At 71.3% G+C, this 25,822-nt stretch carries 25 protein-coding genes and 1 riboswitch; of the genes, 8 read left to right on the top strand and 17 right to left on the bottom strand.

The window, feature by feature from the left end; genetic code table 11:
* The first annotated feature begins 237 nt into the window (after positions 1–237).
* On the top strand, positions 238–1,503 hold the full coding sequence (locus IE267_RS30360) for a PTS transporter subunit EIIC (protein ID WP_167152996.1): 1,266 nt from the start codon (positions 238–240) through the stop codon (positions 1,501–1,503).
* A gap of 83 nt (positions 1,504–1,586) precedes the next feature.
* Here IE267_RS30360 and IE267_RS30355 read toward each other — a convergent pair whose 3' ends face one another.
* Entirely contained in the window at positions 1,587–2,339 is a 753-nt protein-coding gene (locus IE267_RS30355; RefSeq protein WP_167152995.1) for an MBL fold metallo-hydrolase, read from the bottom strand.
* Between the two features lie 233 nt (positions 2,340–2,572).
* Here IE267_RS30355 and IE267_RS30350 point away from each other — a divergent pair, with 233 nt between their 5' ends.
* On the top strand, positions 2,573–3,034 hold the full coding sequence (locus IE267_RS30350; RefSeq protein WP_167152994.1) for a type II toxin-antitoxin system PemK/MazF family toxin: 462 nt from the start codon (positions 2,573–2,575) through the stop codon (positions 3,032–3,034).
* A gap of 46 nt (positions 3,035–3,080) precedes the next feature.
* Here IE267_RS30350 and IE267_RS30345 read toward each other — a convergent pair whose 3' ends face one another.
* From IE267_RS30345 to clpS, 10 genes are all read right to left on the bottom strand, one after another.
* On the bottom strand, positions 3,081–4,031 hold the full coding sequence (locus IE267_RS30345) for a PLP-dependent cysteine synthase family protein (protein WP_161245042.1): 951 nt from the start codon (positions 4,029–4,031) through the stop codon (positions 3,081–3,083).
* Position 4,032: 1 nt separating this feature from the next.
* Positions 4,033–4,311, bottom strand: coding sequence for a MoaD/ThiS family protein (locus tag IE267_RS30340; RefSeq protein WP_161245041.1), 279 nt, complete (start codon positions 4,309–4,311; stop codon positions 4,033–4,035).
* A 111-nt stretch (positions 4,312–4,422) separates the two neighbouring features.
* Positions 4,423–4,551 (bottom strand): putative leader peptide, encoded by a 129-nt coding sequence (locus IE267_RS40195; protein WP_264198279.1) that lies wholly within the window; start codon positions 4,549–4,551, stop codon positions 4,423–4,425.
* Positions 4,552–4,617: 66 nt separating this feature from the next.
* Complete coding sequence (locus IE267_RS30335) at positions 4,618–5,433, bottom strand: ABC transporter ATP-binding protein (RefSeq protein WP_189765394.1); 816 nt, start codon at positions 5,431–5,433, stop codon at positions 4,618–4,620.
* The gene (locus IE267_RS30330; protein ID WP_229861510.1) at positions 5,430–6,419 is read right to left on the bottom strand and encodes a FecCD family ABC transporter permease; all 990 of its coding nucleotides are present in this window, start codon (positions 6,417–6,419) and stop codon (positions 5,430–5,432) included. The genes IE267_RS30335 and IE267_RS30330 overlap by 4 nt, the downstream gene beginning before the upstream one ends.
* A gap of 92 nt (positions 6,420–6,511) precedes the next feature.
* Positions 6,512–7,486, bottom strand: a complete 975-nt coding sequence (locus IE267_RS30325; RefSeq protein WP_189765393.1) for an ABC transporter substrate-binding protein — start codon at positions 7,484–7,486, stop codon at positions 6,512–6,514.
* A gap of 38 nt (positions 7,487–7,524) precedes the next feature.
* Positions 7,525–7,653: riboswitch (cobalamin riboswitch) on the bottom strand.
* A 41-nt stretch (positions 7,654–7,694) separates the two neighbouring features.
* Positions 7,695–8,117, bottom strand: coding sequence for a M67 family metallopeptidase (locus IE267_RS30320; RefSeq protein WP_189765392.1), 423 nt, complete (start codon positions 8,115–8,117; stop codon positions 7,695–7,697).
* 85 nt (positions 8,118–8,202) lie between these two features.
* The gene (locus tag IE267_RS30315) at positions 8,203–9,666 is read right to left on the bottom strand and encodes an amino acid permease (RefSeq protein WP_161245037.1); all 1,464 of its coding nucleotides are present in this window, start codon (positions 9,664–9,666) and stop codon (positions 8,203–8,205) included.
* A 319-nt stretch (positions 9,667–9,985) separates the two neighbouring features.
* A complete protein-coding gene (locus tag IE267_RS30310; protein ID WP_373304609.1) occupies positions 9,986–10,576 on the bottom strand; it encodes a DUF2017 domain-containing protein in 591 nt (196 codons plus the stop codon).
* A complete protein-coding gene (gene clpS / locus IE267_RS30305; protein WP_100578580.1) occupies positions 10,576–10,881 on the bottom strand; it encodes an ATP-dependent Clp protease adapter ClpS in 306 nt (101 codons plus the stop codon). The genes IE267_RS30310 and clpS overlap by 1 nt, the downstream gene beginning before the upstream one ends.
* Before the next feature lie 312 nt (positions 10,882–11,193).
* Here clpS and IE267_RS30300 point away from each other — a divergent pair, with 312 nt between their 5' ends.
* A complete protein-coding gene (locus tag IE267_RS30300) occupies positions 11,194–12,522 on the top strand; it encodes a nicotinate phosphoribosyltransferase (RefSeq protein WP_161245035.1) in 1,329 nt (442 codons plus the stop codon).
* A gap of 114 nt (positions 12,523–12,636) precedes the next feature.
* Positions 12,637–13,224: an isochorismatase family protein gene (locus IE267_RS30295; protein WP_161245034.1), complete on the top strand. Its 588-nt coding sequence runs from the start codon at positions 12,637–12,639 to the stop codon at positions 13,222–13,224.
* Between the two features lie 7 nt (positions 13,225–13,231).
* Here the strand turns inward: IE267_RS30295 and IE267_RS30290 are convergent, their stop codons facing one another.
* Positions 13,232–13,531: a hypothetical protein gene (locus tag IE267_RS30290; protein WP_100578583.1), complete on the bottom strand. Its 300-nt coding sequence runs from the start codon at positions 13,529–13,531 to the stop codon at positions 13,232–13,234.
* 135 nt (positions 13,532–13,666) lie between these two features.
* The gene (locus IE267_RS30285) at positions 13,667–16,057 is read right to left on the bottom strand and encodes an immune inhibitor A domain-containing protein (RefSeq protein ID WP_189765391.1); all 2,391 of its coding nucleotides are present in this window, start codon (positions 16,055–16,057) and stop codon (positions 13,667–13,669) included.
* Between the two features lie 421 nt (positions 16,058–16,478).
* Here IE267_RS30285 and IE267_RS30280 point away from each other — a divergent pair, with 421 nt between their 5' ends.
* A complete protein-coding gene (locus IE267_RS30280) occupies positions 16,479–16,817 on the top strand; it encodes a hypothetical protein (protein WP_161245032.1) in 339 nt (112 codons plus the stop codon).
* On the opposite strand, the gene IE267_RS30275 is transcribed toward IE267_RS30280, so the two are convergent.
* Together IE267_RS30275 and IE267_RS30270 are read right to left on the bottom strand one after the other, a co-directional pair.
* Entirely contained in the window at positions 16,803–17,603 is an 801-nt protein-coding gene (locus tag IE267_RS30275) for an RDD family protein (protein ID WP_167152986.1), read from the bottom strand. The two genes, IE267_RS30280 and IE267_RS30275, sit on opposite strands and share 15 nt — an antisense overlap.
* A gap of 94 nt (positions 17,604–17,697) precedes the next feature.
* A complete protein-coding gene (locus IE267_RS30270) occupies positions 17,698–19,143 on the bottom strand; it encodes an RDD family protein (protein WP_189765390.1) in 1,446 nt (481 codons plus the stop codon).
* 297 nt (positions 19,144–19,440) lie between these two features.
* Here IE267_RS30270 and IE267_RS30265 point away from each other — a divergent pair, with 297 nt between their 5' ends.
* On the top strand, positions 19,441–20,607 hold the full coding sequence (locus IE267_RS30265) for a glycosyltransferase family 39 protein (RefSeq protein ID WP_189765389.1): 1,167 nt from the start codon (positions 19,441–19,443) through the stop codon (positions 20,605–20,607).
* 205 nt (positions 20,608–20,812) lie between these two features.
* Positions 20,813–21,301, top strand: coding sequence for an SsgA family sporulation/cell division regulator (locus IE267_RS30260; protein ID WP_161251892.1), 489 nt, complete (start codon positions 20,813–20,815; stop codon positions 21,299–21,301).
* A gap of 70 nt (positions 21,302–21,371) precedes the next feature.
* Here the strand turns inward: IE267_RS30260 and IE267_RS30255 are convergent, their stop codons facing one another.
* Positions 21,372–22,739: an FAD-binding oxidoreductase gene (locus tag IE267_RS30255; RefSeq protein WP_167152983.1), complete on the bottom strand. Its 1,368-nt coding sequence runs from the start codon at positions 22,737–22,739 to the stop codon at positions 21,372–21,374.
* Between the two features lie 97 nt (positions 22,740–22,836).
* On the opposite strand from IE267_RS30255, the gene IE267_RS30250 reads away from it, so the two are divergent.
* A complete protein-coding gene (locus IE267_RS30250; protein ID WP_189765388.1) occupies positions 22,837–24,456 on the top strand; it encodes a tetratricopeptide repeat protein in 1,620 nt (539 codons plus the stop codon).
* A 192-nt stretch (positions 24,457–24,648) separates the two neighbouring features.
* On the opposite strand, the gene hppD is transcribed toward IE267_RS30250, so the two are convergent.
* Positions 24,649–25,785, bottom strand: coding sequence for a 4-hydroxyphenylpyruvate dioxygenase (gene hppD / locus IE267_RS30245; RefSeq protein ID WP_373304614.1), 1,137 nt, complete (start codon positions 25,783–25,785; stop codon positions 24,649–24,651).
* Positions 25,786–25,822 lie beyond the last annotated feature (37 nt).

Below are 25,822 nucleotides of genomic sequence, written 5' to 3'. Positions count from 1 at the left end.
CGGCTACGGAAAGGTCACGGCGAGGAGACGGCACGGAGTCGGTGTTGCCCGTATTGCCGGGTATGGCTCAGACCACAAAAAACGAAGGTTCCTTATCTAACCCTCACCGTGCTACAACTGGTCTACACCACTCATTGGTGTAGACCACGCGGGCTTGACCGCGTTCCCCCGAGACGCCGCCGTCCCCCCGTATTTTCCCATGTCCCCCGGGCGGCGCCTTGCCTACTGGAGGATGTTGTGAGTACGGCCAGTGCCGCCCCCGCGGCCACGAAGAAGAAGGGCGCCGGCGCGATGGCTGTCATGCAGCGCATCGGCCGCAGCCTGATGCTGCCGGTCGCCGTGCTGCCCGCCGCCGCACTGCTGGTCCGCTTCGGCCAGCCGGACATGCTCGGCCGTCCCTCGTTCCCGGAGTTCATCCACAAGCTGGCCAGCTACATGGCCGCCGGTGGCGGGGCCCTGCTCGACAACATGGCGCTGCTGTTCTGCGTCGGCATCGCGATCGGCTTCGCCAAGAAGTCGGACGGCTCGACCGCCCTGGCGGCCGTGACCGGCTACCTCGTCTTCCAGAAGGTGCTCGCCACCTTCACCGACAGCAACCTCCCGAAGGTCGCGTCGGTCGTCGACGGCAAGATAGTCATGAACGCCGCCCCGGTGAACGCCGGTGTGCTCGGCGGTGTCGTCATGGGCGTCATCGTCGCCCTGCTGTACCAGAAGTTCTACCGGACCAAGCTGCCCGACTGGGCGGGCTTCTTCGGCGGCCGCCGCCTGGTGCCGATCCTGTCGGCCTTCGCGGGTCTGCTCGTCGGCATCGTCTTCGGTCTGATCTGGCCGGTCCTCGGCACGGGTCTGCACAACTTCGGTGAGTGGCTCGTCGGTTCGGGCGCGGTCGGCGCCGGCATCTTCGGTATCGCCAACCGCGCGCTGATCCCGGTCGGCATGCACCACCTGCTCAACTCCTTCCCCTGGTTCCAGGCCGGATCGTACGAGGGCAAGAGCGGCGACATCGCGCGCTTCCTCGCGGGCGACCCGTCTGCCGGACAGTTCATGACGGGCTTCTTCCCGATCATGATGTTCGCCCTCCCGGCGGCCTGCCTCGCGATCGTCCACTGCGCCCGCCCCGAGCGTCGCAAGGTCGTCGGCGGCATGATGTTCTCCCTCGCGGCCACCGCCTTCGTGACCGGTGTGACCGAGCCGATCGAGTTCACCTTCATGTTCATCGCGCCGGTCCTGTACGCGATCCACGCGGTGCTCACCGGTGTCTCCATGGCGTTGACCTGGTCCCTCGGCATGAAGGACGGCTTCGGCTTCTCGGCCGGCGCGGTCGACTACTTCCTCAACCTGGGCATCGCGACCAACCCGTGGGGACTCGCCCTGGTCGGCCTCTGCTTCGCGGCGGTCTACTACGTGATCTTCCGGTTCGCGATCACCAAGTTCAACCTGCCGACGCCGGGCCGCGAGTCCGACGAGGAGCTGGCGGAGCTGGCCAAGGCCGAGGCCAAGTAAGCCCCGCCCACGCCTGACGACAAGGCCCCCGGAACCGAACGGTTCCGGGGGCCCTTTCGTGTGCACGCGCCAAGCGGGGCGGGTCAGAACTCGTACACCGCGCCCGGCGCGGCCAGTTCCGTCGGGCCGGAGTAGACCGCGCGGGCGTCGGCCAGGTTGACCTCCGCGTCCGTCCACGGCGGGATGTGGGTGAGGACCAGGCGCCCCGCACCGGCCCGGGCCGCGTGCTCGCCGGCCTCGCGGCCGTTGAGGTGCAGCGCCGGGATGTCCTCCTTGCCGTACGTGAAGGACGCCTCGCACAGGAACAGGTCGGCGCCCTCGGCCAGTTCGTCGAGGGCGGCACAGACCCCGGTGTCGCCGGAGTAGGTGAGCGTGGAGCCGGCGTGCTCGACGCGGATGCCGTACGCCTCGACGGGGTGGCAGACCCGCTCCGTGCGCACCGAGAAGGGGCCGATGTCGAACGTGCCCGGCTTCAGGGTGTGGAAGTCGAAGACCTCGCTCATCGACGACGCGGAGGGCGTGTCCGCGTACGCCGTGGTCAGGCGCTGCTCGGCGCCCTCCGGCGCGTACACCGGCATGGGGGCGCAGCGGCCGCCCTCGTGGCGGTAGTAGCGGGCGACGAAGTAGCCGCACATGTCGATGCAGTGGTCGGCGTGCAGATGGGACAGGAAGATCGCGTCCAGGTCGTACAGGCCGATGTGGCGCTGCAGCTCACCGAGGGCCCCGTTGCCCATGTCGAGGAGCAGCCGGAAGCCGTCTGCCTCAAGGAGGTAGCTGCTGCAGGCCGATTCCGCGGACGGGAACGACCCGGAGCAACCGACGACGGTGAGCTTCATGGAGCGTGAACCTCCGGAACAGAGGGGCCAGGCGAAGCCTGTCGTTGAGGGGCGGCCGGGGCTGGCGGGGAGGCCGCGGGGAAGGGCTGCGGTGGATCGAGCGTAAGGCGCGCCAAGGCCCCTCGCTCCTTCGGAGCGGGCCGTTGTGGGGGAACTCACCTGCACTGTCACCGGTTCGGATGGTGTTGTCAGGGAGCGCGCGCCGCGGGTGGTGCGCCGGTAACGTCTGCGCTATGGACACGTCGTGGTGGCTGGCGCTGGGAGCCGTGGTGGCGCTCGCCGCCGTCGCGGCTCTGATGGACGGGCGCGGACGGGCGCGGCGTCGGCCCGGTGGGCGCACCCGGCCGCCCGGACGCCCGGCGCGGCCCGGGCGGACTTCCGGGCGGCTGCCGAAGGCCGGGGAGATCTGGTGGGCGCAGGTGCCGTACGAGGACGTGCCGGGCGGCAAGGACCGGCCGTGTCTGGTGTTGCGGGTGCGCGGCGGGACGGCGACGGTCGCGAAGATCACCAGCAAGTACCACGACGAACGGGCCGGGGTGATTCCGCTGGCGCCGGGCACGGTGGCCGACGCGCACGGGCGGCCCAGCTTCCTGGAGACGGACGAGCTGCGCGAGGTCGGGGTGTCGGAGTTCCGCCGGCGGGTGGGCGTGGTGGACCCGGCCCTGTGGGACCAGGTCCGTCACCTGGCGGGGTGACGGACCCGCACCACCGGCCTCCGGCCCCTGGGGGCGGGCTCGGCCGTCAGGCCCAGAGCTGGCCCTGCAGGGTCTCGATCGCGGCTTCGGTGGTCGGCGCGGTGTAGACGCCGGTCGACAGGTACTTCCAGCCTCCGTCGGCCACGACGAAGACGATGTCGGCGGGGGTGCCCGCCTTGACGGCCTTCCTGCCGACGCCGATCGCCGCGTGCAGGGCGGCGCCGGTGGAGACGCCCGCGAAGATGCCCTCCTGCTGGAGGAGCTCGCGGGTGCGGGTGACCGCGTCCGCGGAGCCGACCGAGAAGCGGGTGGTCAGGACCGAGGCGTCGTACAGCTCGGGCACGAAGCCCTCGTCGAGGTTGCGCAGGCCGTAGACCAGGTCGTCGTAGCGGGGTTCGGCCGCGACGATCTGGATGCCGGGGACGTTCTCGCGCAGGTAGCGGCCGACGCCCATCAGGGTTCCGGTGGTGCCGAGGCCCGCCACGAAGTGGGTGATGGAGGGCAGGTCGGTGAGGATCTCGGGGCCCGTGGTGGCGTAGTGGGCGCCCGCGTTGTCCGGGTTTCCGTACTGGTAGAGCATCACCCAGGACGGGTTCCGCTCGGCCAGTTCCTTGGCGACGCGCACCGCGGTGTTGGAGCCGCCCGCCGCCGGCGAGGACACGATCTCGGCGCCCCACATCGCGAGCAGGTCGCGGCGCTCCTGCGAGGTGTTCTCCGGCATCACGCACACGATGCGGTAGCCCTTGAGCTTCGCGGCCATCGCGAGGGAGATGCCGGTGTTGCCGCTGGTGGGCTCCAGGATGGTGCAGCCCGGCGTCAACCGCCCGTCCTTCTCGGCCTGTTCGACCATGTGGAGGGCCGGCCGGTCCTTGACGGAGCCGGTCGGGTTGCGGTCCTCCAGCTTGGCCCAGATCCGTACGTCGTCCGAGGGGGACAGACGCGGGAGCCGGACCAGCGGGGTGTTGCCGACCGCGGCGAGAGCGGAGTCGTAACGCATCTCAGACGGAACCGCCCGCGACCGCGGGCAGGATCGTCACGTTGTCGCCGTCGGCGAGCTTGGTGTTGATGCCGTCGAGGAAGCGGACGTCCTCGTCGTTGAGGTACACGTTCACGAAGCGGCGCAGGTTGTCGCCGTCGACGATCCGCTCGCGGATGCCGGTGTGCCGGGAGTCGAGGTCGTTGAAGAGGTCGGCGAGGGTGGCGCCGCTGGCCTCGACGGCCTTGGCGCCGTCGGTGTAGGTGCGGAGGATGGTCGGGATGCGGACCTCGATGGCCATGGCGTGGGCTCCTGATCTAGGCGGAGAGGCAGGTGGGCGCGGCTCGGGCTCGGGTCCGCGCGCCGCACGCGCTGGGGCGTGCGGTGGTGCGTTGGTGCGGGGCGCGCGGCGTCAGACGGCGGCTGCGCGGGCCGTACAGATCGCGCTGGCGAGCCGGCACAGGTCGACGTGCAGCCGCGCCACGAGCAGCAGGGCGGGGCCGCTGCTCGGCGTCTTGTCGCTCACGTCGTTCGAAACCATGGGGTCATCGTATAGATTCCCGGTCCGCTTCCCGGAATGTGATCTCGCATCCTGGACGGATCTCGCTCAGGATGTGGGCAGCCTGGGTGCGGGCGGTGTGCGGGTGCCGGTCGGCGGCAGGTAGACGACGGTGGGCGCGCCGGTCGTCGGGTGGACGCTCACCTCGGCGTTCACCCCGTACACCTCGGCGAGCAGGTCCGCGGTGAGGACGTCCGCGGGCGGCCCGGAGGCGACGATACGGCCCGCCGACAGGACACAGATGCGGTCGCAGTAGTACGCGGCGAGGTTCAGGTCGTGCAGGGCCAGCAGGTTGACGGTGCCCAACTCCCTTACCAGGGACAGGACTTCGAGCTGGTAGCGGATGTCGAGGTGGTTGGTCGGCTCGTCCAGGACGACGACGTCCGGCTGCTGCACGAGGGCCCGGGCGACCAGGGCGCGCTGGCGTTCGCCGCCGGACAGGGACGGGAAGGGGCGGCCGGTGAGGTCGGCGATGCCGACGCGGGCCAGTGCCTCGCGCACCAGGGCGCGGTCGGCGGCGGTGTCGGCCTCCCAGAACCGGTGGTGCGGGGAGCGGCCCATGGCGACGATCTCGTGGACGCTCAGCTCGATGCCCCCGGCGTCGGCGTCCTGCGGGACGGTCGCGATGCGCCGGGCGCGGGCCTTGACCGGCAGCGCGTGCAGATCGGCACCGTCGAGCAGGACCCGGCCGGCGGTGGGGCGCAGGGCGGCGTAGACACAGCGAAGGAGGGTCGTCTTGCCGCTGCCGTTGGGGCCGACCAGGCCGACGGTCTCGCCGTCGGCGGCGCCCAGGGTGATGTCGTGGAGCAGGGTGCGGCCCTGGGGCGTGGTGTACGACAGCGACTCGGTGCGCAGGGTCGTCATGCCGGGCCGCCTTCCGCGCGGGTCCCGCGGCCCCGCAGCATCCACAGGAAGAACGGGCCGCCGGTGAGCGCGGTGAGGACGCCGACGGGGATGTCGCTGGGGGCGGCTACGGTGCGGGCCGCGAGGTCGGCGAGGACGAGGAAGGCGGCGCCGCCGAGGGCCACGACGGGCAGCAGGGTGCGGTGCGCGGCGCCGACGGCCATGCGGGCGGCGTGCGGGACCATCAGGCCGACGAAGCCGATCGCCCCGGTGTACGCGACGAGCACGCCGGTCAGCAGGGAGGCCAGGACGAAGACCCCGGCGCGGAAGCGGCCGGTGTCGAGGCCGAGAACGCCCGCACCCTCCTCGCCGACGAGGAGCAGGTCGAGCGGGCGGGCCAGGGCGATCAGGACGAGCGTGCCGAGGACGAGGGCGACGGCGGGCAGCGCGAGCATGTCCCAGCGGGCGCCGCCGAGTCCGCCGAGCGTCCAGTGCAGGACTTCCTGGGCGTGGGCGGCGCTGGCCGAGGTGACCAGGATCAGGCTGGTGAGCGCGGACAGGACGTACGAGACGGCGACCCCGGCGAGCACCAGGCGCCCGCCCGTCATGGAGCCCGCGCGCCGGGCCAGGGCGTACACGAGGACGAGGGCGGCGAGCGCGCCGGCGAAGGCGGCGGCCGGCAGGGCGACGGTGGTGGCGACCCCGGCGCCGACGCCGAGCACGATCACGGCGACGGCTCCGGCGGAGGCCCCGCTGGAGACGCCGAGCAGGAAGGGGTCGGCGAGCGGGTTGCGCACCAGGGCCTGGAGCACGGTCCCGATGACGGCCAGCCCGGCACCGGTGACGGCGCCGAGCACCACGCGGGGCGCCCTGACCTCCAGGACGATCGTGCGGTACGGGCTCGGCTCGGCGCGGCCGGTGACGATGGCGAGCACCTGGCCGGTGGGAATCCGCACCGACCCGAGCGCGAGCCCGGCGACGGCCGCGGCGAGGAGCACGAGGGCCAGCGCGGCGAGAACGAGCGGGTAGCGCGAGCGCGTCGTCGTGCGCGGGCCCCCGCGCTGCCGGGCCGGCGGTGCTGCCGCTCGCGGCAGGACCCTCACTCCCCCGCCCCGAGCTGCGCCGCCAGCTTGGCGACCGCGTCCGGGGCCCGTACGCCGGTGACCATGTCGGAGAGGGGGAGGACGGCGAAGCGGTCGTTCTTGACGGCGGGGACGGACGCGAGGGCCGGGTCGTCGCGCAGGCGCTTCTTCTTGGCGTCCACGCTGGTGCCGCCGTAGTCGAGGATCAGGATGGTCTCGGGGGCGCGGGCGACGACGTTCTCCCAGCTCGCGTCGCCGAAGGACTGCGTCTTCAGGTCGTCGGCGAAGACGTTGCGGGCGCCCGCGCGGGTCACGATGTCGTTGCCTATGCCCTTGCCGCCCACGGTGAACGCCGTCTTGTCGCCGCTGTCGTAGACGAAGACGGGGGTGGGTGCCTTGTCCTTGCGTGCCGTCCGGGTGCGTTCGTTGGTGGCCTCGGCCGAGCGGATCCAGGACTCCGCGCGGTCCCCCACACCGAAGGTGCGGCCCACCTCGCGGACCTCCTGGTACACGTCGTCCATCGTGGTCGCGGCGCCCTTGGGGCAGTTCTCCACGTTGAGGCGGGACTTGATGCCGCTCTTGGCGAGGGCCTCGCGCGCGCGGCCCTCGCCCGCGGCGAAGGCGGAGGCGTAACCGCCGTAGACGAAGTCGGGGTTCGCCGAGAGGAGCTTCTCGTACGAGGGGTATTCGGCGGCCAGGACCGGGACCGAGCGGTAGTCCGCCGCGTACTTCGGCAGCACCTTGTCGTCCAAGTAGGCAGTTCCCGCAAGGGACTTGGCGAGGCCGAGCTCCAGCATCACCTCGGTGGCGTGCTGGTTCATGGTCACCGCCCGCTTCGGGGGCGCGGTGTACGTCGTGGTCACCCCGCAGTTGGTGACCGTGTAGGGGAAGCCGGGGGCGGGGGCGCCGCCGGCTTCGGGCTTCGCCTGGGTGGTGCACGCGGCGAGCGGGAACAGCAGGGCGGCGGCCAGGGCCGCACGGCGCCAGAGCATGGCTGAGCTCCTCCAAGGGGATTTCCACGTCCCCTGTCGTCGGGAGAAGGCGGCAGGTCAGTTCCTGGCTTCCGACTCCGCGGGCTTGCCGCGGGGCCGGTCACAGTGGCGGGACCGTGCCGGATTCGCACCGGCTTCCTGGTCCTGCCGCCCGATGATCAAAAAGTGCGTAGGCACAGTATGCGGGATCACCGGGCACGGGTATCCGTCAGTAGGCCTCTACGACCCTTACGTCTTCCTCCGTGATCACGCCGTCCACGATGCGGTACGAGCGGAACTGGAACTCCCCGGCTCCGTCCGTGTCCGCCGTCGACACCAGGACGTAGTGCGCGCCGGGCTCATTGGCGTAGGTGACGTCGGTGCGGGAGGGGTAGGCCTCGGTCGCGGTGTGGGAGTGGTAGACGATCACCGGCTCCTCGTCGTGGTCGTCCATGTCGCGGTAGAGCTTCAGCAGGTCCTGCGAGTCGAACTCGTAGAACGTGGGCGAGCGGGCCGCGTTCAGCATCGGGACGAAGCGCTCGGCGCGGCCGGTGCCGGCCGGGCCCGCGACCACACCGCACGCCTCGTCGGGGTGGTCGGCGCGGGCGTGCGCGACGAGCTGGTCGTACAGGGCCTGGGTGATGGTCAGCATGTCGGCAAGGATAAGCATGCGGGCCGTCCCGTATCGAGGTGCGATACGGAACGGCCCGCATGGTGAGAATGCGCTGGTCAGAGCCTCAGCTGCGCTTGGCGAACGCCTTGTTCTCGGGGTTCTTGGCCTTGAGGACCAGGTAGGAGACGCCCAGGATCAGGGCCCACAGCGGCGCGCAGTACAGCGAGACGCGGGAGTCCTTGTCGATGCCCATCATCACGATGACCATGAAGATGAAGAGCAGGGCGAACCAGCTGGTGTACGGGGCGCCGGGGGCGCGGAAGCTGGACTTCGGCAGCGCTCCGGCGTCCGACTGGCGGCGGTAGCGGATCTGGCAGACCAGGATCATGATCCAGGCCCACATGCCGGAGATGGTGGCGAAGGAGACCACGTAGTCGAAGGCCTTGCCGGGCGCGACGTAGTTGATCCACACGCCGACCAGCATGAGGGCGGCGGAGACCGTGGTGCCGACCAGCGGCGTGCCGCTCTTGGTCAGCTTGGTGAAGACCTTCGGGCCCTGGCCGTTGAGCGCGAGGTCGCGCAGCATGCGGCCGGTGGAGTACATGCCCGAGTTGCAGGAGGAGAGCGCGGCGGTCAGCACGACGAAGTTGACGATGCCCGCGCCGACGCCGAGGCCCATCTTCTGGAACGCCGCGACGAAGGGGCTGACGCCCGGCTGGAACTCGTGCCACGGGACGACCGAGAGGATCATGATCAGGGCGCCGATGTAGAAGACGGCGATGCGCCACGGCACGGTGTTGATGGCCTTGGGCAGCGTCTTCTCGGGGTCCTTGGACTCGCCCGCGGTGACGCCGACCAGCTCGACGGCGAGGAAGGCGAACATGACGATCTGCAGGGTCATCAGCGTGCCGCCGATGCCCTTGGGGAAGAACCCGCCGTCGTTCCACAGGTTGGCGACGGTGGCGGTGTCCGCGGCGTCCGAGAAGCCGACGGTGAGGATGCCGGCGCAGATCAGGATCATGCCGACGATGGCGGTCACCTTGACCATGGAGAACCAGAACTCCAGCTCACCGAAGAGCTTCACGGAGATGAGGTTCACGGCGTACAGGATGAGCGTGAAGATCAGCGCGTAGGCCCATTGCGGGATGCTGCCGTGGGTCCAGAAGGACATGTACTGGGCGGCCGCGGTCACTTCGGTGATGCCGGTGACGACCCAGAAGAGCCAGTACGTCCAGCCGGTCACGAAGCCCCAGAACGGGCCGATGAACTCGCGGGCGTACTCCGAGAAGGAGCCCGACACCGGGCGGTACATGAGCAGCTCGCCGAGGGCGCGCATGATGAAGAAGATGACCAGGCCCGCGATGGCGTAGGCCAGGATGAGGCTGGGGCCGGCCTTCGAGATGGCCTTGCCCGCGCCGAGGAAGAGGCCGGTGCCGATGGCACCGCCGATCGCGATCATCTGGATCTGCCGGGCCCCGAGGCCCCGCTGGTATCCCTCGCCCGAGCCTTCGCCCGCGCTGTGGGCGGTCCCCGCGGCCTCATTGCCGGCAGGACGGTCGTCGTGCTTGTCGACCTGCGCTGAGGTCATGGTGGTGCGCCTTTCTCCATGCTGACCCGTCCGCCTCGGTCACGAAGCGACGGATCAGGTCCTGATCCCCCCGGATGTGGATGGAGTGCCACCGGCGGTCAGCCGGTCGAAGCGCCCCCGGGAACATGGGTGGCGTCCCCGGGTGGTCGTGAAGATTTATCACGGGCTTATGGGTGATCCCCAGTTGCCTTTGTGGCGCACGCCACAGGAAGAAGCGGACAAAAGTCCCTCGACATGACAAAGCAGGTCGATGTGGTGATGGGATCGTTATACGGATTTGAGCGTCCGCTGAGCGAACGGCCCTTCAGGGGCCGATCGGTCAGGGCATGAGCGTTTCGACGAGTGTTTCCTGCAGCACACCGAGCCACAGATACGCCATCACCATCGGCTTGCGCGGGTCGTCGTCCGGCAACCGGTACAGCTCGCCGCTCTCGTCCTCGTCGGTCACGTCCAGGCGGGTGCCGATGGTCAGCCGCAGATCGTTGAGCGCGCCCAGCCAGTGCCGCGAGTCCTCGGCGGTCAGCTTCAGAACGGCCCCGCCGTCGCCCTTGGGGGTCAGGCCGTCGAGGCCGCGGACGACCGCGAGGGCGTCGGTGCGCTTGCGGGCCCGCAGGTCGTTCTCGGTGAACCGCCTGAACTCGCTTGATTTGGCGCGCAGTTCCTCGCTCTCCCCGCTCGCGTACGCCTCCGGGAAGAGGCGGGCGAGCGCGGGATCGGTGGGCGGCTCGCTCGGCCCCTCGGCGAACAGGGCGGCCAGCGGGTCCTCGTCCTCGGCCGGCTCGTCGCCCGGTCCGATGAGTTCGAGCAGCTGGACGGCGAGCGAGCGCAGGATGGCGATCTCGACCTCGTCGAGCGCGACGGCCGCGCCACCGCGGGGCAGCGCCTCGAATCCGCTCATGGTCCCGGCCATCAGCCGCGGTCCTGGGTGAGCGTGGCCCACAGGCCGTAGCCGTGCATCGCCTGCACGTCGCGTTCCATCTCCTCGCGGCTGCCGCTGGAGACCACGGCCCGTCCCTTGTGGTGCACGTCGAGCATCAGCTTGTGGGCCTTGTCCTTCGAGTAGCCGAAGTAGGACTGGAAGACGTACTGGACATAGCTCATGAGGTTGACGGGGTCGTTGTGCACGAGCGTCACCCAGGGCACGTCTGGCTCGGCGACGGGAAGGCTCGACTCCGCCGACTCGGGGCGTTCGATCTCTACCGGGGCAACGCTCACGACTCTGGGCGACCTTTGTTCTCTTTGCCGGGGGTCCGGGGGTTGTCCCCCCGGGAGACTGCGGCGCCGGGGGTCCGGGGGTCGTCCCCCCGGAAAGTGCGGCTCCGGGGGTCCCGGGAGCGGTCCCCGGGAATGACAGCCACGGCCTCCATGCTGCCACTCGGGGCCGGTCATCGCACAAACGGACCCTAGAAATCGTCAGAGTGACGAGTATTCGGGGTAGCATCCCCCCAGGCCCCAGCTCTCGGGGCCGGTTGCCGAAACCCCGGCCGGCCTGTGCCCGGCCCGGACGAAAGTGCGAGGTGGCTCGCTGTGAATGCCCCGGACCTCGGTCTGCCGGTGGACGTGCCGTCGACCGCGCTCTTCACCGACCAGTACGAGTTCACGATGCTCCAGGCCGCGCTGAAGGCCGGCACGGCCGACCGGCGCTCGGTCTTCGAGGTCTTCACCCGCCGCCTTCCCGAGGGCCGCCGCTACGGCGTGGTCTGCGGCACCGGGCGCGTCCTGGACGCCGTCGAGAACTTCCGCTTCGACGCGGACGTGCTCGGCTTCCTGCGCGACCGGAAGATCGTCGACGAGCCCACCCTGCGGTGGCTCGCCTCCTACCGCTTCAGCGGCGACATCTGGGGCTACCCCGAGGGCGAGGTCTACTTCCCCGGCTCGCCGATCCTGCGGGTCGAGGGCTCGTTCGCCGAATGCGTGCTGCTGGAGACCGTGATCCTCTCGATCCTCAACCACGACTCCGCGATCGCGGCCGCCGCCTCCCGGATGTCCGCCGCGGCCGGCGGGCGCCCGCTGATCGAGATGGGCGCGCGCCGCACCCACGAGCTGTCGGCGGTCGCCTCCGCGCGCGCCGCCTATGTCGGCGGCTTCAGCACCACGTCCGACCTCGCGGCCGGCTTCCGCTACGGCATCCCCACCGTGGGCACCAGCGCGCACGCCTTCACCCTGCTCCACGACAGCGAGCGGGACGCCTTCCGGGCCCAGGTCGACTCGCTCGGCCGCGGCACGACCCTCCTGGTCGACACGTACGACGTGGCCGAGGCGGTGCGCACCGCCGTGGAGATCGCCGGGCCCGAGCTCGGCGCGGTCCGCATCGACTCGGGCGACCTGCTCCTGGTCGCCCACCGGGTGCGCCAGCAGCTGGACGAGCTCGGCGCGACCGACACCAGGATCGTGGTCACCTCCGACCTCGACGAGTACGCCATCGCCTCGCTCGCCGCGGCTCCCGTGGACGCGTACGGGGTCGGCACCCAGCTGGTCACCGGCTCGGGGCACCCGACCTGCTCGATGGTCTACAAGCTGGTCGCCCGCGCCCAGTCGGCCGACGTGAAGGCCCCGCTCCAGCCGGTCGCCAAGAAGTCGCTCGGCGCCAAGTCCTCGGTGGGCGGCCGCAAGTGGGCCGCGCGCCGCTCGGATGCGTACGGGATCGCCGAGGCCGAGGTCATCGGCACCGGGGCGGTACCGACCGGGCTCGCCGACCGCCAGCTCCTGGTCGAGCTGGTCAAGGGCGGCACGGTGGTGGCCCGCGAGCCGCTGGACACCGCCCGCGAGCGGCACATCGACGCGCTGGCCGCGCTGCCGATGTCCGCGAGCCAGCTCTCGCGCGGCGAGCCGGTCATCCCGACCGAGTACGTGTGAGCCGCGCCCGGCAGGGTTTTCCGCCCCCGTTTGCCCCCTGCCGTGCGCCGCACGAAGTCTCTACGCTCAAGGAACAGCGCCCGTGACGGGCCCGCAGACCGAAGGAAAGACGCCATGCACCGCGCCTTGATCGTCGTGGACGTCCAGAACGACTTCTGTGAGGGCGGCTCCCTAGCGGTCGCCGGCGGCTCGGACGTCGCCGCCGCGATCACCGACCTGGTGGGCCAGGCGGCCGGTTCCGCCTACCGCCACGTGGTGGCCACCCGCGACCACCACATCGACCCGGGCGCGCACTTCTCGGACGCCCCCGACTTCGAGCACTCCTGGCCGCCGCACTGCGTGGCCGGCACCGAGGGCGTGGGCTTCCACCCGAACTTCGCCCCGGCGGTCGCCTCCGGGGCGATCGACGCGGTCTTCGACAAGGGTGCGTACGCGGCCGCCTACAGCGGCTTCGAGGGGCTCGACGAGAACGGGCTCTCGCTCGCGGACTGGCTGCGCGGGCGGCAGGTGCGCGAGGTCGACGTGGTCGGCATCGCCACGGACCACTGCGTGCGGGCCACCGCGCTGGACGCGGTGCGGGCCGGATTCGCCACGACCGTGCTGCTCGACCTCACGGCCGGGGTGGCCGGGCACACGACCTCGCTGGCCCTGGAGGAGATGCGCGCGGCCGGTGTCGAGCTGTCCGGCAAGCCCGTGGTGTAGTGCGCGGCTACTTGAGCAGGGCGCGTATCGGGTGCCAGAGCTCTTCGGTGGTCTCGGGCGCCGTGCGCCACAGCAGGCCGTCGGGGTGGTGCAGGACGGCCGTGATCTCGTCCAGGGTGGGCGGCTCGGTCTGGCCGCGCAGATAGACCGCGCGCAGCCCCAGGTTGCGGAGCCGGGTCAGGGCTCTCGCCCGGTTCACGGCGTGCACCAGGACCCGCACGTTCGTCCCCGGCGCGGCCGGGTTCGGCAGCGTGAGCGCGACGACCACGCTGCCGCCTGGCAGCTTGCAGAAACCTCCGCCGGGCATGCCGGACCACTCCCCCTGTAAGACGACGCGTTGGACCCGCTGTCAATAAGGACTCGTAGGACGCACCTAAACACGATCGGCCGCCGCCCGCTAGAGGGCGACGGCCGATCATGGTTTGACCTGCGGTTTTGAGAATTACTTGGTGGAGGTGCCGACCTTCACCGTGATCGTCTGGCCGTTCTGGGGCTGGTCGACGATGGAGATCTTGGTGCCGGTGTCAGGAACCTTGACGCTTCCCGTCGGGTTCTCGGCGTACCAGTACGTGCCCTTGTGGTCGTCGAAGACCGGGACGCCGGCCTGCGACTTGATCTTCGTCGCCACGTCCGCCTTGTGCAGCGTGAAGGCGTCCGTCCGGTACTGGCTGAACGGCGCGTCGAACGGCTGGATCTTGTTGCGCAGCAGCGTGCCGTCGGCCCACTTGAGCGGCTTGGCGTGCGCGTCGACCGGCAGGATCAGGCCCTGGCCCGGGTGGGCCGAGACGTTGTTGTCCTTCTGGGAGGTGTCCCACAGCCAGATGAGCAGGCCCCGCTGGTACGGGTAGTGCTCGACCCAGCTCGGACGGGTGGTGGAGAAGCCGAAGTTGTACGGGCCGACCTTGAGGGTCTGGTCGTACGAGACGTACTGACGGTTCTCCGCGAGGTAGTACTGCGGGTAGTCGTTGGTGAAGGACTCGCCGATGCGGGAGAAGTTCTTCGCCGTCCAGCCGTTGTCGCCGCCCTCGGCGCCGTCGGTGACGACGGCGGTGCCGTCGGCGGTGACGGTGATCGCGTCGGCGGTGAAGCCCTTGCCGCCCGCGCCGCCGTCCGTCTGGTAGCGGAAGCGGAGCTGGATCTGCTTGCCCGCGAACTGGTCGAGCGGGAACGACAGCTTCTTGTACGCGCCCGAGGCGTCGGTCAGGGCCGGCTTGTCGCTGGAGTCGCGCGGGATGGCCTTGCCGTCGGCGGTGCCGTCGATCGCGGTCCAGCTGGCGCCGTTGTCCGCGGAGACCTCGGTGTAGAGGAAGTCGTAGTCCTTCTCGATGTCCCACCAGCCCGAAAGGTCCAGGGACGCCTTGGACTTGCCGGTCAGGTCGACCGAGCGGGTCAGGGTGTTGTTGAGGTTGTCACCCATGCCGCTCCACCACTGCTTCGTGCCCTCGACGGGCTTCACGACGGTGGTGGTGACTTCCTTCTTCGGCAGCTCGACGACGAGCGCCTGGTTGTTCTTGGTGTTGTACTCCGAGACGCCCAGCTTGGCGGTGATCTTCGAACCCGACTTCACCGAGGCGTAGTCGAGCCAGCCCAGCTGGAGCTTGTCCCACGCGGTCATGTCGCCGGGCAGGTCTCCGATGGAGTCCTTGCCGGTGCCGAGCCAGGAGCCCGCCGACATCAGGGACCAGAAACCGACCGAGTTCTCGGCGGTGTTGGTGGTGTCGTAGAGGTCCGGCAGACCGAGGTCGTGGCCGTACTCGTGGGCGAAGACACCGAGGCCGCCGTTCTCCGGCTGCATGGTGTAGTCGCCGACCCACATCCCGGTGTCGCCGATCTGGGTGCCGCCCGCCTTGTTGTAGGCGGGGCCGGTCTTGCCCGCGTCGGTGCCGTAGGCGTACCAGCGGTGCGCCCAGAGGGCGTTGGTGCCCTGGACGCCGCCGCCCGCGGACTCGTCCTCGCCGGCGTGCACGATCTGGAAGTGATCGATGTAGCCGTCGGGCTCGTTGAAGTTGCCGTTGTTGTTGTAGTCGTTGCGGTCCCACTGGTCGTACTGACCCAGGGTCGCCTTGATCTGCGCGTCCGTCTGGCCCTTGGCCTTCTGGTCGGCGACCCAGGCGTTGACGCCGTCGCGGACGGTGTCCCACACGTTGGCGCAGTTGGTCTGGCCGCAGTAGTTGGAGCCGTAACGGGCCTCGTTGTACGGGATCTTGACCCAGTCGGTGACCTGGCCGTCGACCGAGTAGCGGCCCGAGGACGTCTTCTCGTAGTACGTCTTCAGCGAGTTGACGTTCTTGCCCGTGCCGAAGTACAGGTCCTGGAAGTGCTTCTGGTTGTAATCGGCCTGCCAGGCGGTCGAGTTGTCCTTCGACCGGTCCGGCTTGGCTATCTGGTTGTGCGCCGGGCCGGGGTTGCCGCCGTACTTGGGCTGCGGCGGCTTGGGGCCGTCCGGGCCGTCCGGGTCGTACATGGTGGTGTTGTCGACCTGGTCGCCGAACTCCACCAGGATCGTGAAGATCTTGTCGGTCTTCTGCCGGCCGAGCTCGACGTACTTCTTGTCGCTGAGCTTGACGACGTCGGAGCCGCCGCGCTTCTCGACCTGCTTCTTGCCGGACAGCACGCCTTCGAGCGCGGCCTGGCGCTGCTGGGCCTGCTGGTCGGTGAACGGGCCCTTGAGGTTGTGCTCCTGGCCGTTGGCCGTGGACGGGTCCTGGCGTTGCACCGCCGCCGGAGCCTTCGAATCCGCTTGGGCGGTGGCGTACACCGAGCCCGTGGCGCCGGCCGTGGCGAGAGCCACGAACACGGCGGCGGCTCTGGCCGCCCTCCTGCTGCTGGTCACTTGACGATTTCCTCCCCCGCGGCCGGCAGGAACCGGGGGGTGAGGGGTTGGCTCCGGTGCTCGACACGCGTCTCAAGTGACGACATTGGACCGGAGTTACCAAAGAAAAGACAGATCTTGACTTGTTCGTGCCAAGTACATTATGCAGAAGGCCAGTTCCGCTATCCGAACGCGACAGACGTGGTAACAGACCGGGACAACAGGTGCGCACGTCTCGACATGCGGACCGGGCCGCTTCGCGGAATGACTCCGTGCGCCCCCCGTGCACCGGCACCGTGGGTTAGGTCACGCTTACCAACAGTTCCGCTCGGGCATGGACCGTCGTAGAGTCGCTTGGCAGTGCGATCCGGTGGCCAGGCCCGCCGGTTGAGAACGGTCGAGAGGCTCACCCCCTATCCGAACCTTCAGGACGGATAACGCCATGCCGCGTCCCACTGCCGCACAGCTCTCCTACGGTTCGGCCACCGTCGTCTTCTCGACCGTCGCCATGCTGCTGCTCTCCCGCACCGAGTCCGGCGTCGGAGTCGCGGTCATCGTCCTGGCCGCGCTCCTGCTCGGCCTGCTCGTCGCCGTGACGGTCCCCATGCCGCTGACCCGCCGGGCGCGCGCCGAAGCCGGCACCGACGCCGACGGCCGCACGGTCCCGGTCGCTGGTGCGACACCGGAGAACCGTGCGGCCGTCGACGGGACCTCCGCCGTGCGGGTTCCCGCCCCCCGCGAGCGGCGGGCGGTCACGCGCGAGCACTCACTGCGGGGTTGAGACCACCACCACCGTCTTGCCGGCCTTGTCGTGCCAGCCCTGCCGGTAGGGCTTGTCCGCCACGATCGTGATGGCCAGGACGATGTCCCAGAGGCAGTAGCAGCACAGTACGAACGGGGCCCACAGGACGGCGGCCCGGGCGAGCGCCGCGTTGGTGGTGGGCACACTGCCGTCGTTGAGCATCGCGACCCGCAGCCCCAGCCACTTCTTGCCCAGCGTCTGACCGGACTTGGACACCATCAGGGTGTCGTAGCCGATGTAGACGACGAGGGTGATCAGGAGCCAGAGCAGTCCGGTGCCGGAGTACGCCTTGCTGATCACCTCGGTGCCGGAGTCGCCGTTGTCCGTGGTGGAGATGACGACCCGGTTGCTGGTCGCCCACTCGATCAGACCGAGCGGGATCGCGATGATCAGGAAGTCGATGAAGCGGGCCAGGAACCGCTTGCCGTAGTCGGCGAGCGGAGGCATCCCGGCCAGCGGGTCGACACCGCCGTAGCCGCCCCCGTAGGGGTCGGAGGGCGGTGGCGGCGCGCTGCCGTACGGCGAGCCGCCACCGGGGGGAGGCGGTCCGCCGTACGGACCTCCGCCGCCTCCGGCAGGGGGCGGCGGAGCGCCGTAGGGGCCGCCGGGCGGTGGCTCAGAGCCGTAGGGCGAGTCACCGGGCGGTGGCCCCGGGGGCGGCTGCGCGCCCCCGTAGGGGGAACCGCTCCCCGGAGGCTCTGACGGCTTCTTGAGGAACGGGTCGTCCTCGGGCGGCTGACCGGGCGGCGGCTGATCGGTGCTCATGCCGGTAGTGCAACGCGCGCGCGTTGGGCCCGCGACCGGAGGGACGCCGTTCGGGGGACGCCCCGGGCCTGCGCCCTGCGGACCGGCCCGGGACTCAGCCCTGCGCGACGAAGGTGTGGGCCGCCTTGTCGTGCCAGCACTGGCGCCACGGCCGGTCGAAGACGCACCACACCACGTTGACCACGCCGACCGCCAGCAGACCGAGCACCCCGTAGACCAGCCAGCGCCGCGCCGCCTGGCCGAAGGTGGGCGGCTCGTACGACTCGATGCCGCGCACCTGCACCCCGCACAGGCGCTTGCCGAGCGTACGGCCCCACTTGGCGGTGGGCAGCGCCTCGTACAGCAGGCCGAGGACGAGGAAGGCGCCGAGCACGATGCCGAGGAAACCCGCGGTCGTGCCGTCGAGGAGGTAGACGGTCACCGTCCGCCCCGACAGCTTCGCCGCGTCGATCTTCTCCTGGATGTGGTCGCCCACCTTGGTCAGGAGCGGTACCGCGAGGCCCCCGACCAGGGCACCCAGCAGCACGGTGTCCACGAGTCGCGCGATCAGGCGCCTGCCGAGCCCGGCGGGCCTCGCCGAGGCCTGCGCCTGGGCGGCCGCGAGGAACGGGTCGGCCACCGGGGGCTTCCACGGCACGACCGGTTCCTGCGGCTGCGGCTGCGGCTGCGGGTCGGGCTGGGCGAGTTGGTGCACCTGCTGGGCCCAGGACGCGGCCCCTCCCCCGGGCCCCGCGGTCATCGGCGACCCGGGCACGGCGGAGTGCGGCTGCGCGGACTGGTGCTGCACGGGCCCCGGCTGCGCGGACTGGTGCTGCGAGGGCTGCGGCTGCACCGGGTTCGGCTGCACGGGGTTCGGCTGCACGGGCTGCGGGTGCGGCTGTACGGGAGCCGAGTACGCGCCGTCCGCGCGGCCGGTCGGCGCCACCCCCAACGAGTCACCGGAGAACGGCAGTTGGGCCCGGGCGGGGGGTGGCTCGACGGCGGGCGGCATCGCCCCCGCCAGACGTCCGGACTGCTGCTGGTTCTGGTGCGGCACCGAGGTTGCGGGCCGCGCGGACGCCGCCGGCGGTGCGGAGTGCGGGAGCTGCGCGGGTTCCGCGCGACGGGGGTCGGGCAGCCGCGGGTCGGCCGACTCGGGCAGCCCGCGCGGATCGACCGGCCTGCCCCAGGAGACCCGGCGGTCCTGGTCGCCGCCGAAGCCCGACTGGTGGGCGGCGTCCGCGTGCCAGGCCGGCTCGGGGCGGACGCCCTGCCCCTGCGCGGGCGCGGCCGAGGCCTCGGGCTCGTCCAGGAAGACGGGTCCCGTCTCCTCGGCGGGGGCGGCCTGGACCGGCGGGGCGGCGGCGAGCGAGGGGGCCGGGGCGGGAGCCGCGCCCGGCGGCGGGGTGGGCGGCGCCTCGCCCGCGGCGGGGGCCGGCCGGCTCGTGCCGGGCACCCAGGAGACCCCGTTCCAGTACCGGACATATCCGGGAATGGAGGGGTCCGGGTAATACCCTTCCCGGGCTACGCTCCCGCCGCTGTCAGGAGGAACCGTCGCCATGTCCCCAACTCCGTTCCGATCCAGCACACTTGATCTCCGCCGCGGCGGCCCGGCCGGACCGGGCACCGACCGCGCGCTTCCGCTTGTCCCAGGAGGACAGTAACGAAGAACGCGCGGCCGGTAGCAGGAAGCCGGGGAGTAAGACCGCGTACGGGCGACTCCGCGCCCCGCGGCGCACCCCGGGGCCGGGCCGCGCGGCGGGGTCCCACCAGTGCGTACAGTCGTTGCCGATCGAACTGGTGCACCCGGCCCGGCCGGTCAGGAACGTGCCCGGCCGGTCTGGAAAGTGAGTGGGGAATGCGCGTGGGGCCTGGCCGAACCGGTCACGACGATCCGGCGACCGGCTCCCGGTCGGTGGCGTCCGCGCCGCGACGGGCCTGGTCGGCCGTCGCGGTCTTCGCGGCGATCCGCACGCTGGGCCTGCTCGTCCTCGCCCTGTGGTCGCGCCTGGCCGGCTCCGATGCCCACGACCTGCTCTCGGCCCGCTGGGACTCGATCTGGTACGTGCGGGTCGCCGAGTCGGGCTACGACTTCACGCTGACCGCGCCCGACGGCCGGGTCCTGTCCGACATGGCCTTCTTCCCGCTGCTGCCCTGGCTGGAGCGGGCCGTCACCACGGTGAGCCCGCTCGGGCTCGGCGACGCGGGGCTGCTCATCAGCGGGCTCGCGGGACTGCTCGCCGCCTGGGGCATGTATCTGATGGGCCATCACCTGTACGGACACCGGGCGGGGCTGCTCCTGGTGGCGCTGTGGGCGGCGATGCCCGTCGGGATCGTCCAGTCCATGGCGTACAGCGAGGCCCTCTTCGCCGCGCTCGCCGTCTGGGCGCTGTACGCGGTGCTGCGGCGGCGCTGGGTGGCGGCGGGGCTGCTCGCCTCGCTCGCGGGGCTCACGCGACCGGTGGGGCTCGCGGTCGCGGCCGCGCTGTGGGCCGGGGCCGTCGTGGAGGCGCGGCGCACCCGGCGCCCGGACGCGCGGATGCTGACCGGGATGGTGCTCGCCCCGCTCGGCGCGGCCGGGTACGTCCTGTGGGTCGGGGTGCGGCGGGGCGGTCCGTTCGCCTATCTCGACGTGCAGGGCGAGTGGGGCAACGGCTTCGACGGGGGCCTGGCGTACGGGGAGTTCGTCCTGGACCACCTGGGGGGCTGGCCCGTCGTGCTCGCCGGGATCGCCCTGATCGCCGGCACCGTGCTCGCCCTCGGGGCGTACGGGGCCTGTGTGCGCGGGCGCCAGCCGCTGCCGCTGCTCGTCTACACCGGCATCGTCATGGCTCTCGCGCTGTGCTCGTCGGGCTACTTCGGCTCCAAGCCCCGGCTGCTGCTCCCCGCGTTCCCGCTGCTGCTTCCGCTGGCTCTCGCCCTGTCGCGGGTGCAGCGCGCACGGGCGGCCGCCGTGGTGGCCGTGCTCGCGGTGGGTTCCGCGGTGTACGGGGCGAGCTGGCTGAACGGCTCGGGGCCTCCGTAGGACGGGTGGGCGGGCCGGTTCCGGTCGGCTTGGGGCCGGTTCCGGTCGGCCTGGGCGAACCCGCTGAGAAAAACTTCCCGAAGTCGCGTAATGACCGCGGGGGAACGCGCTCTCACCCTGTACGGCCCCGCACCGGGGCCCGTACCGCAGCACGCAGACGTACGCGCCCCGGACCCGGGCGTACAGGGAAGAGAAGAGGGACCCCATGCACACCGTCGTGGAACGCGAACTGGAGCTCAAGCTGGTGCTGTCGCCCGAGCGCAGCATCCCCGTCCCGGCCCGGCTCGCCTACCGCACCGACGACCCCTACGCCGTGCACATCACCTTCCACATCGGCTCCGAGTCGCCGGTGAACTGGACCTTCGCGCGCGAGCTGCTCGTCGAGGGGGTGTTCCGGCCGTGCGGCCACGGGGACGTGCGGATCTGGCCGACGAAGGTGGAGGGCCGCAGTGTGGTCCTGATGGCGCTCAGCTCGCCGGACGGCGACGCGCTGCTCGAAGCGCCCGCCGCCCAGGTGTCGGCGTGGCTGGAGCGGACGCTGCGGGCGGTGCCGCCCGGCTCCGAGAGCGAGCAGCTCGGCCTGGACGACGGCCTGGCCGAGCTGCTCGCGCCGACCACGGGCGGCGCGGCCGACGAGCTGTGGCTGCGCGACCCCTGGCCCTCCGACGAGTCCCGGCCGGAGGAGGGGGCGTGAGGGGGCGGGGCGTGAGGGGGCGGGGCGTGAAGGGGCGGGGCGTGCGGGGGCGGGGCGTGCGGGGGCGGGCTCAGAAGAGCTTGCCCGGGTTCAGCAGACCCAGCGGGTCGAAGGCGTGCTTGACGGCGCGCTGCATCTCGATGCCCACCGGTCCCAGCTCGCGGGCCAGCCACTCCTTCTTCAGGACGCCTACGCCGTGTTCGCCGGTGATGGTGCCGCCCAGCTCCAGACCGAGCGCCATGATCTCGTCGAAGGACTCACGGGCGCGCCGCGACTCGTCCTCGTCGGCCGCGTCGAAACAGACCACGGGGTGGGTGTTGCCGTCGCCCGCGTGGGCGCAGACGCCGATGGTCAGCTCGTACTTGGCGGCGATCGCCGATGTTCCTTCGAGCATCGCGGCGAGCTTCGAGCGCGGCACGCACACGTCGTCGATCATCGTGGCCGATTTGATCGTCTCCAGCGCTGTGAGCGACAACCTCCTTGCCTGGAGCAGGAGTTCGGATTCGGCAACGTCCTCGGCCGGGACGACCTGGGTGGCGCCCGCGGCGGTGCACAGCGCGCCGACGGCGGCGAGGTCGGCGGCCGGGTCGGGGCTGTCGAAGGCGGCGAGCAGGAGCGCCTCGGTGGTGTCGGGCAGGCCCATGTTCGCCATGCGGTTGACCGCCTGGATGGTGGTGCGGTCCATGAGTTCGAGCAGTGAGGGGGCGTGCCCGCGCTCCATGATCCGCACGACCGCGTCGCAGGCGGCCGCGGCGGAGCCGAACTCGGCGGCGAGCGCGAGCTGGGGCGGCGGCGAAGGCCGCAGCGCGAGCACCGCTTTGACAACGATGCCGAGGCTGCCCTCGGAACCCACGAAGAGCCGGGTCAGGTCGTATCCGGCGACGCCCTTCGCGGTGCGCCGGCCGGTGCTCATCAGCCGGCCGTCCGCGAGCACGACCTCCAGGCCGAGGACGTACTCGGCGGTCACCCCGTACTTCACGCAGCACAGGCCGCCCGAGGCGGTGCCGATGTTCCCGCCGATGGTGCACATCTCCCAACTGGACGGGTCCGGCGGGTAGTAGAGCCCGTGTTCGTGGACGGCGCGGGACAGCACGGCGTTGACGACGCCGGGCTCCACGACCGCGACCCGGTCGACCGGGTTGATCTCCAGGATGCGGTCCATCTTGACCAGGGACAGCACGATGCAGCCGTCGCTGGCGTTGGCGGCGCCGGACAGGCCGGTGCGCGCGCCCTGCGGCACGACGGGCACCCGCAGCGCGGTCGCCGTGCGCATCACGTGCTGCACCTCCTCGACGGTGCGGGGCAGCACCACCACGGCCGGACTGCCCGCCGCGCAGAAGCTCGCCATGTCGTGGGCGTAGGAGGCGGTGATGTCGGGGTCGCTGATGACGGCGTCCGCCGGGAGGTGCTCGCGCAGCCGTTCGAGAAGATCGTCCATGTCTTCAGCCTGGCACCCGGGGCCATCGGTGTGAACCCTTTCCCCGGCCGGTCGGGCGGGGCCGGTGTGGTCTTCGTATTGACGCACAGTGAGCGCCATGGAGATCGCGAAGACCGAACACGATGCGGACGCGGCCCGGCGGGCGGCGTGGCAGTCGACCGCGGCCGCGGCCCAGCGGACCTCGCCGCGGTCCGGGCCGCGCCGGGCCCTGAAGCGGGCCGTCCTGGTGGCCCTCGCGGCGGGCGTGCTGGTCGGGGGCGTACTGCTGATCATGCCGGACGGCCGGGGCCCGAAGGCCCCGCCGCCCGCCCCGGGACCGGCGGCCCGGGCCCTGACGGCGGTGACCGGCGGCGCCCCCGCCTCGGTGGCCGATGTGACGGCCCTGATCACGGACCGCGCCGCCTGGGTGCGCACCCACCCGAATGACGAGGCATCGTGGACGGTGCTCGGCTCCGCCTACCTGGAGCGGGGCGTGCGGGGCGCCGACTCCTCGTACTACCCGCGCGCCGAGTGGGCGCTGAAGCGCTCGCTCCAGGTGCGCCCGAAGGACAACCTGGACGCGGAGACCGGGCTCGCGGCCCTCGCCAACGCCCGGCACGACTACGCGGCGGCGCGCACCCTGGCCGAATCCGTACGCGCCCGCAAGGCGGACCGCTGGACGCTCTACCCGCCGCTGATCGAGGCGTACAACGGGCTCGGCGACCCCAAGGCGGCGGCGAAGGCGGTGGAGCAGATGCTCGAACTGCGTTCCGGCACACCGGCGTTGACCCAGGCCGCGGAGGTCTACCGCCAGCACGGCTGGCGCGAGGACGCCCTGGTGGCCCTGGACGAGGCGGTCGCGCACGCCACCTCGCCCGTGCAGAAGGCGGCCGCCCTGGTCTCGGCGGGCGACCTGGCGTGGGAGCGGGGGGAGCCGGACGTGGCCCTCGCGCACTACGAGGCCGCGCTGCACGCCGACCCGGGCGCCCACACCGCGCTCGCGGGCCGGGCCAGGGCCAAGGTGGCGCTCGGCCGCAAGGCGGACGCCCAGCGGGACTACCTGGCGGCGGTCGCGGTGCTCCCACGGCCCGAATACCTGCTGGAACTGGGCGAGTTGTACGAGTCGCAGGGCCTGGACGGCGATGCGCGCACCTGGTTCGACAAGCTGCGCGAGCTGGCCGCGCGGGACGGGTCCAACGGCGTGGACGACGCCCTGGTGCTCGGCCGGTTCGAGGCCGACCACGGGGCCGCGCACGCGGCGGTGGACCGTCTCGAAGCCGAATGGAAGGCCCATCCCAGCGCGGCGAGCGAGGACGCGCTCGGCTGGGCGATGTACCGGGCGGGCGAGCCGGAGGAGGGTCTCGCCCATGTGCGCAAGGCCACCGACTCGGGCGTGCGCAGCGCCCTGTTCTCCTATCACCAGGCCACCATCGAGCGGGACTTGGGCCAGTCGGGCGCGGCCCGGCGCCATCTCCAGGACGCGCTGCGCACCAATCCGCACTTCTCGCCGGTGCTCGCGCCGAAGGCGACCGAGGCGCTCGCCGCGCTCGGCGAGCCGGCGGACGGTGGCCCCAGGGACATGTACGGCCATGTGGCGGCCGCGCCGTCGGGCTCCGGGGGCGGCGGTGACGGTGGCGGCAGTTCCGCGTCGTCGGGTTCGTCGTCGGGCCAGTCGTCCAGCCAGGGCTCCAAGCGCCCGGCGAAGCCCCGTCCCGCGAAGCCCTCGCGGCGCGGCTGAGCCCGGCGCGGCAGAGCGCGGCGCGGCAGAGCGCGGCGCGGCAGAGCGCGGCGCAGGAGAGGGGTGGGGCGGGGGCGGGGCCGGCAAGGCCGAGGGCGGAGCCGAAAAGGCCGCGGCCCCACGGGTCAGGTCCGTGGGGCCGCAGACTGGTGACGGTAACTCAATTACCGTACGCGCGTGAGGCGTTGCAGGTCAGAGGTTGCCCCGGCGCTCCTGCTCGCGCTCGATCGCCTCGAACAGGGCCTTGAAGTTGCCCTTGCCGAAGCCCATCGAACCGTGCCGCTCGATCATCTCGAAGAAGACGGTGGGGCGGTCCTGGACCGGCTTGGTGAAGATCTGCAGGAGGTAGCCGTCCTCGTCGCGGTCGACCAGGATCTTCAGCTCGCGCAGCGTCTCGACCGGCACCCGGGTCTCGCCGGCCCACTCGCCGAGGGTGTCGTAGTACGAGTCCGGGGTGTCGAGGAACTGGACGCCTGCCGCGCGCATGGCCCGCACCGAGGCGACGATGTCGTTCGTGGCCAGCGCGATGTGCTGGACGCCGGGGCCGCCGTAGAACTCCAGGTACTCGTCGATCTGCGACTTCTTCTTGGCGATGGCCGGCTCGTTGAGCGGGAACTTCACCTTGAGGGTGCCGTCGGCGACGACCTTCGACATGAGCGCGGAGTACTCGGTGGCGATGTCGTCGCCCACGAACTCCTTCATGTTGGTGAAGCCCATGACGTTGTTGTAGAACGCCACCCACTCGTTCATCTTGCCGAGCTCGACGTTGCCGACGCAGTGGTCGATCGCCTGGAAGAAGCGCTTGGGGGTCTCGACCATCGGCGCGGCCTCGACGAAGCCGGGCAGGTAGGGGCCGGTGTAGCCGGTGCGCTCGACCAGGGTGTGCCGGGTCTTGCCGTACGTGGCGATCGCGGCCAGGACGACGGTGCCGTGCTCGTCGCCGACCTCGTGCGGCTCCTCGATGCCGGTGGCGCCGTGCTCGGTCGCGTACTTGTACGCGGCGCGCGCGTCCGGCACCTCGATGGCGAGGTCCACCACGCCGTCGCCGTGCTCGGCGACGTGCTCGGCCAGGAAGCGGCCCCGGTCGGACGTGGGCTTGATGACGGAGGTGAACACGAAGCGGGCGGCGCCGCTGGTCAGCACGTAGCTGGCGGTCTCGCGGCTGCCGTTCTCCGGTCCGGAGTAGGCGACCAGCTTCATGCCGAAGGCCGTCGAGTAGTAGTGCGCGGCCTGCTTGGCGTTGCCGACGGCGAAGACGACCGCGTCCATGCCCTTCACCGGGAAGGGGTCGGCCTGCCGCGCGGTTTCGGGGGTGGGATCGATGATCATCGAGTTGTCTGCCATGGCCGCAGAGTCTCGCTGTCCG

This window comes from Streptomyces xanthochromogenes, assembly GCF_014650455.1.
Taxonomy (GTDB): Bacteria; Actinomycetota; Actinomycetes; order Streptomycetales; family Streptomycetaceae; genus Streptomyces; species Streptomyces xanthochromogenes.
Note: the sequence above shows the minus strand (reverse complement) of the source record. Positions and strands in the feature narration are given on the sequence as shown.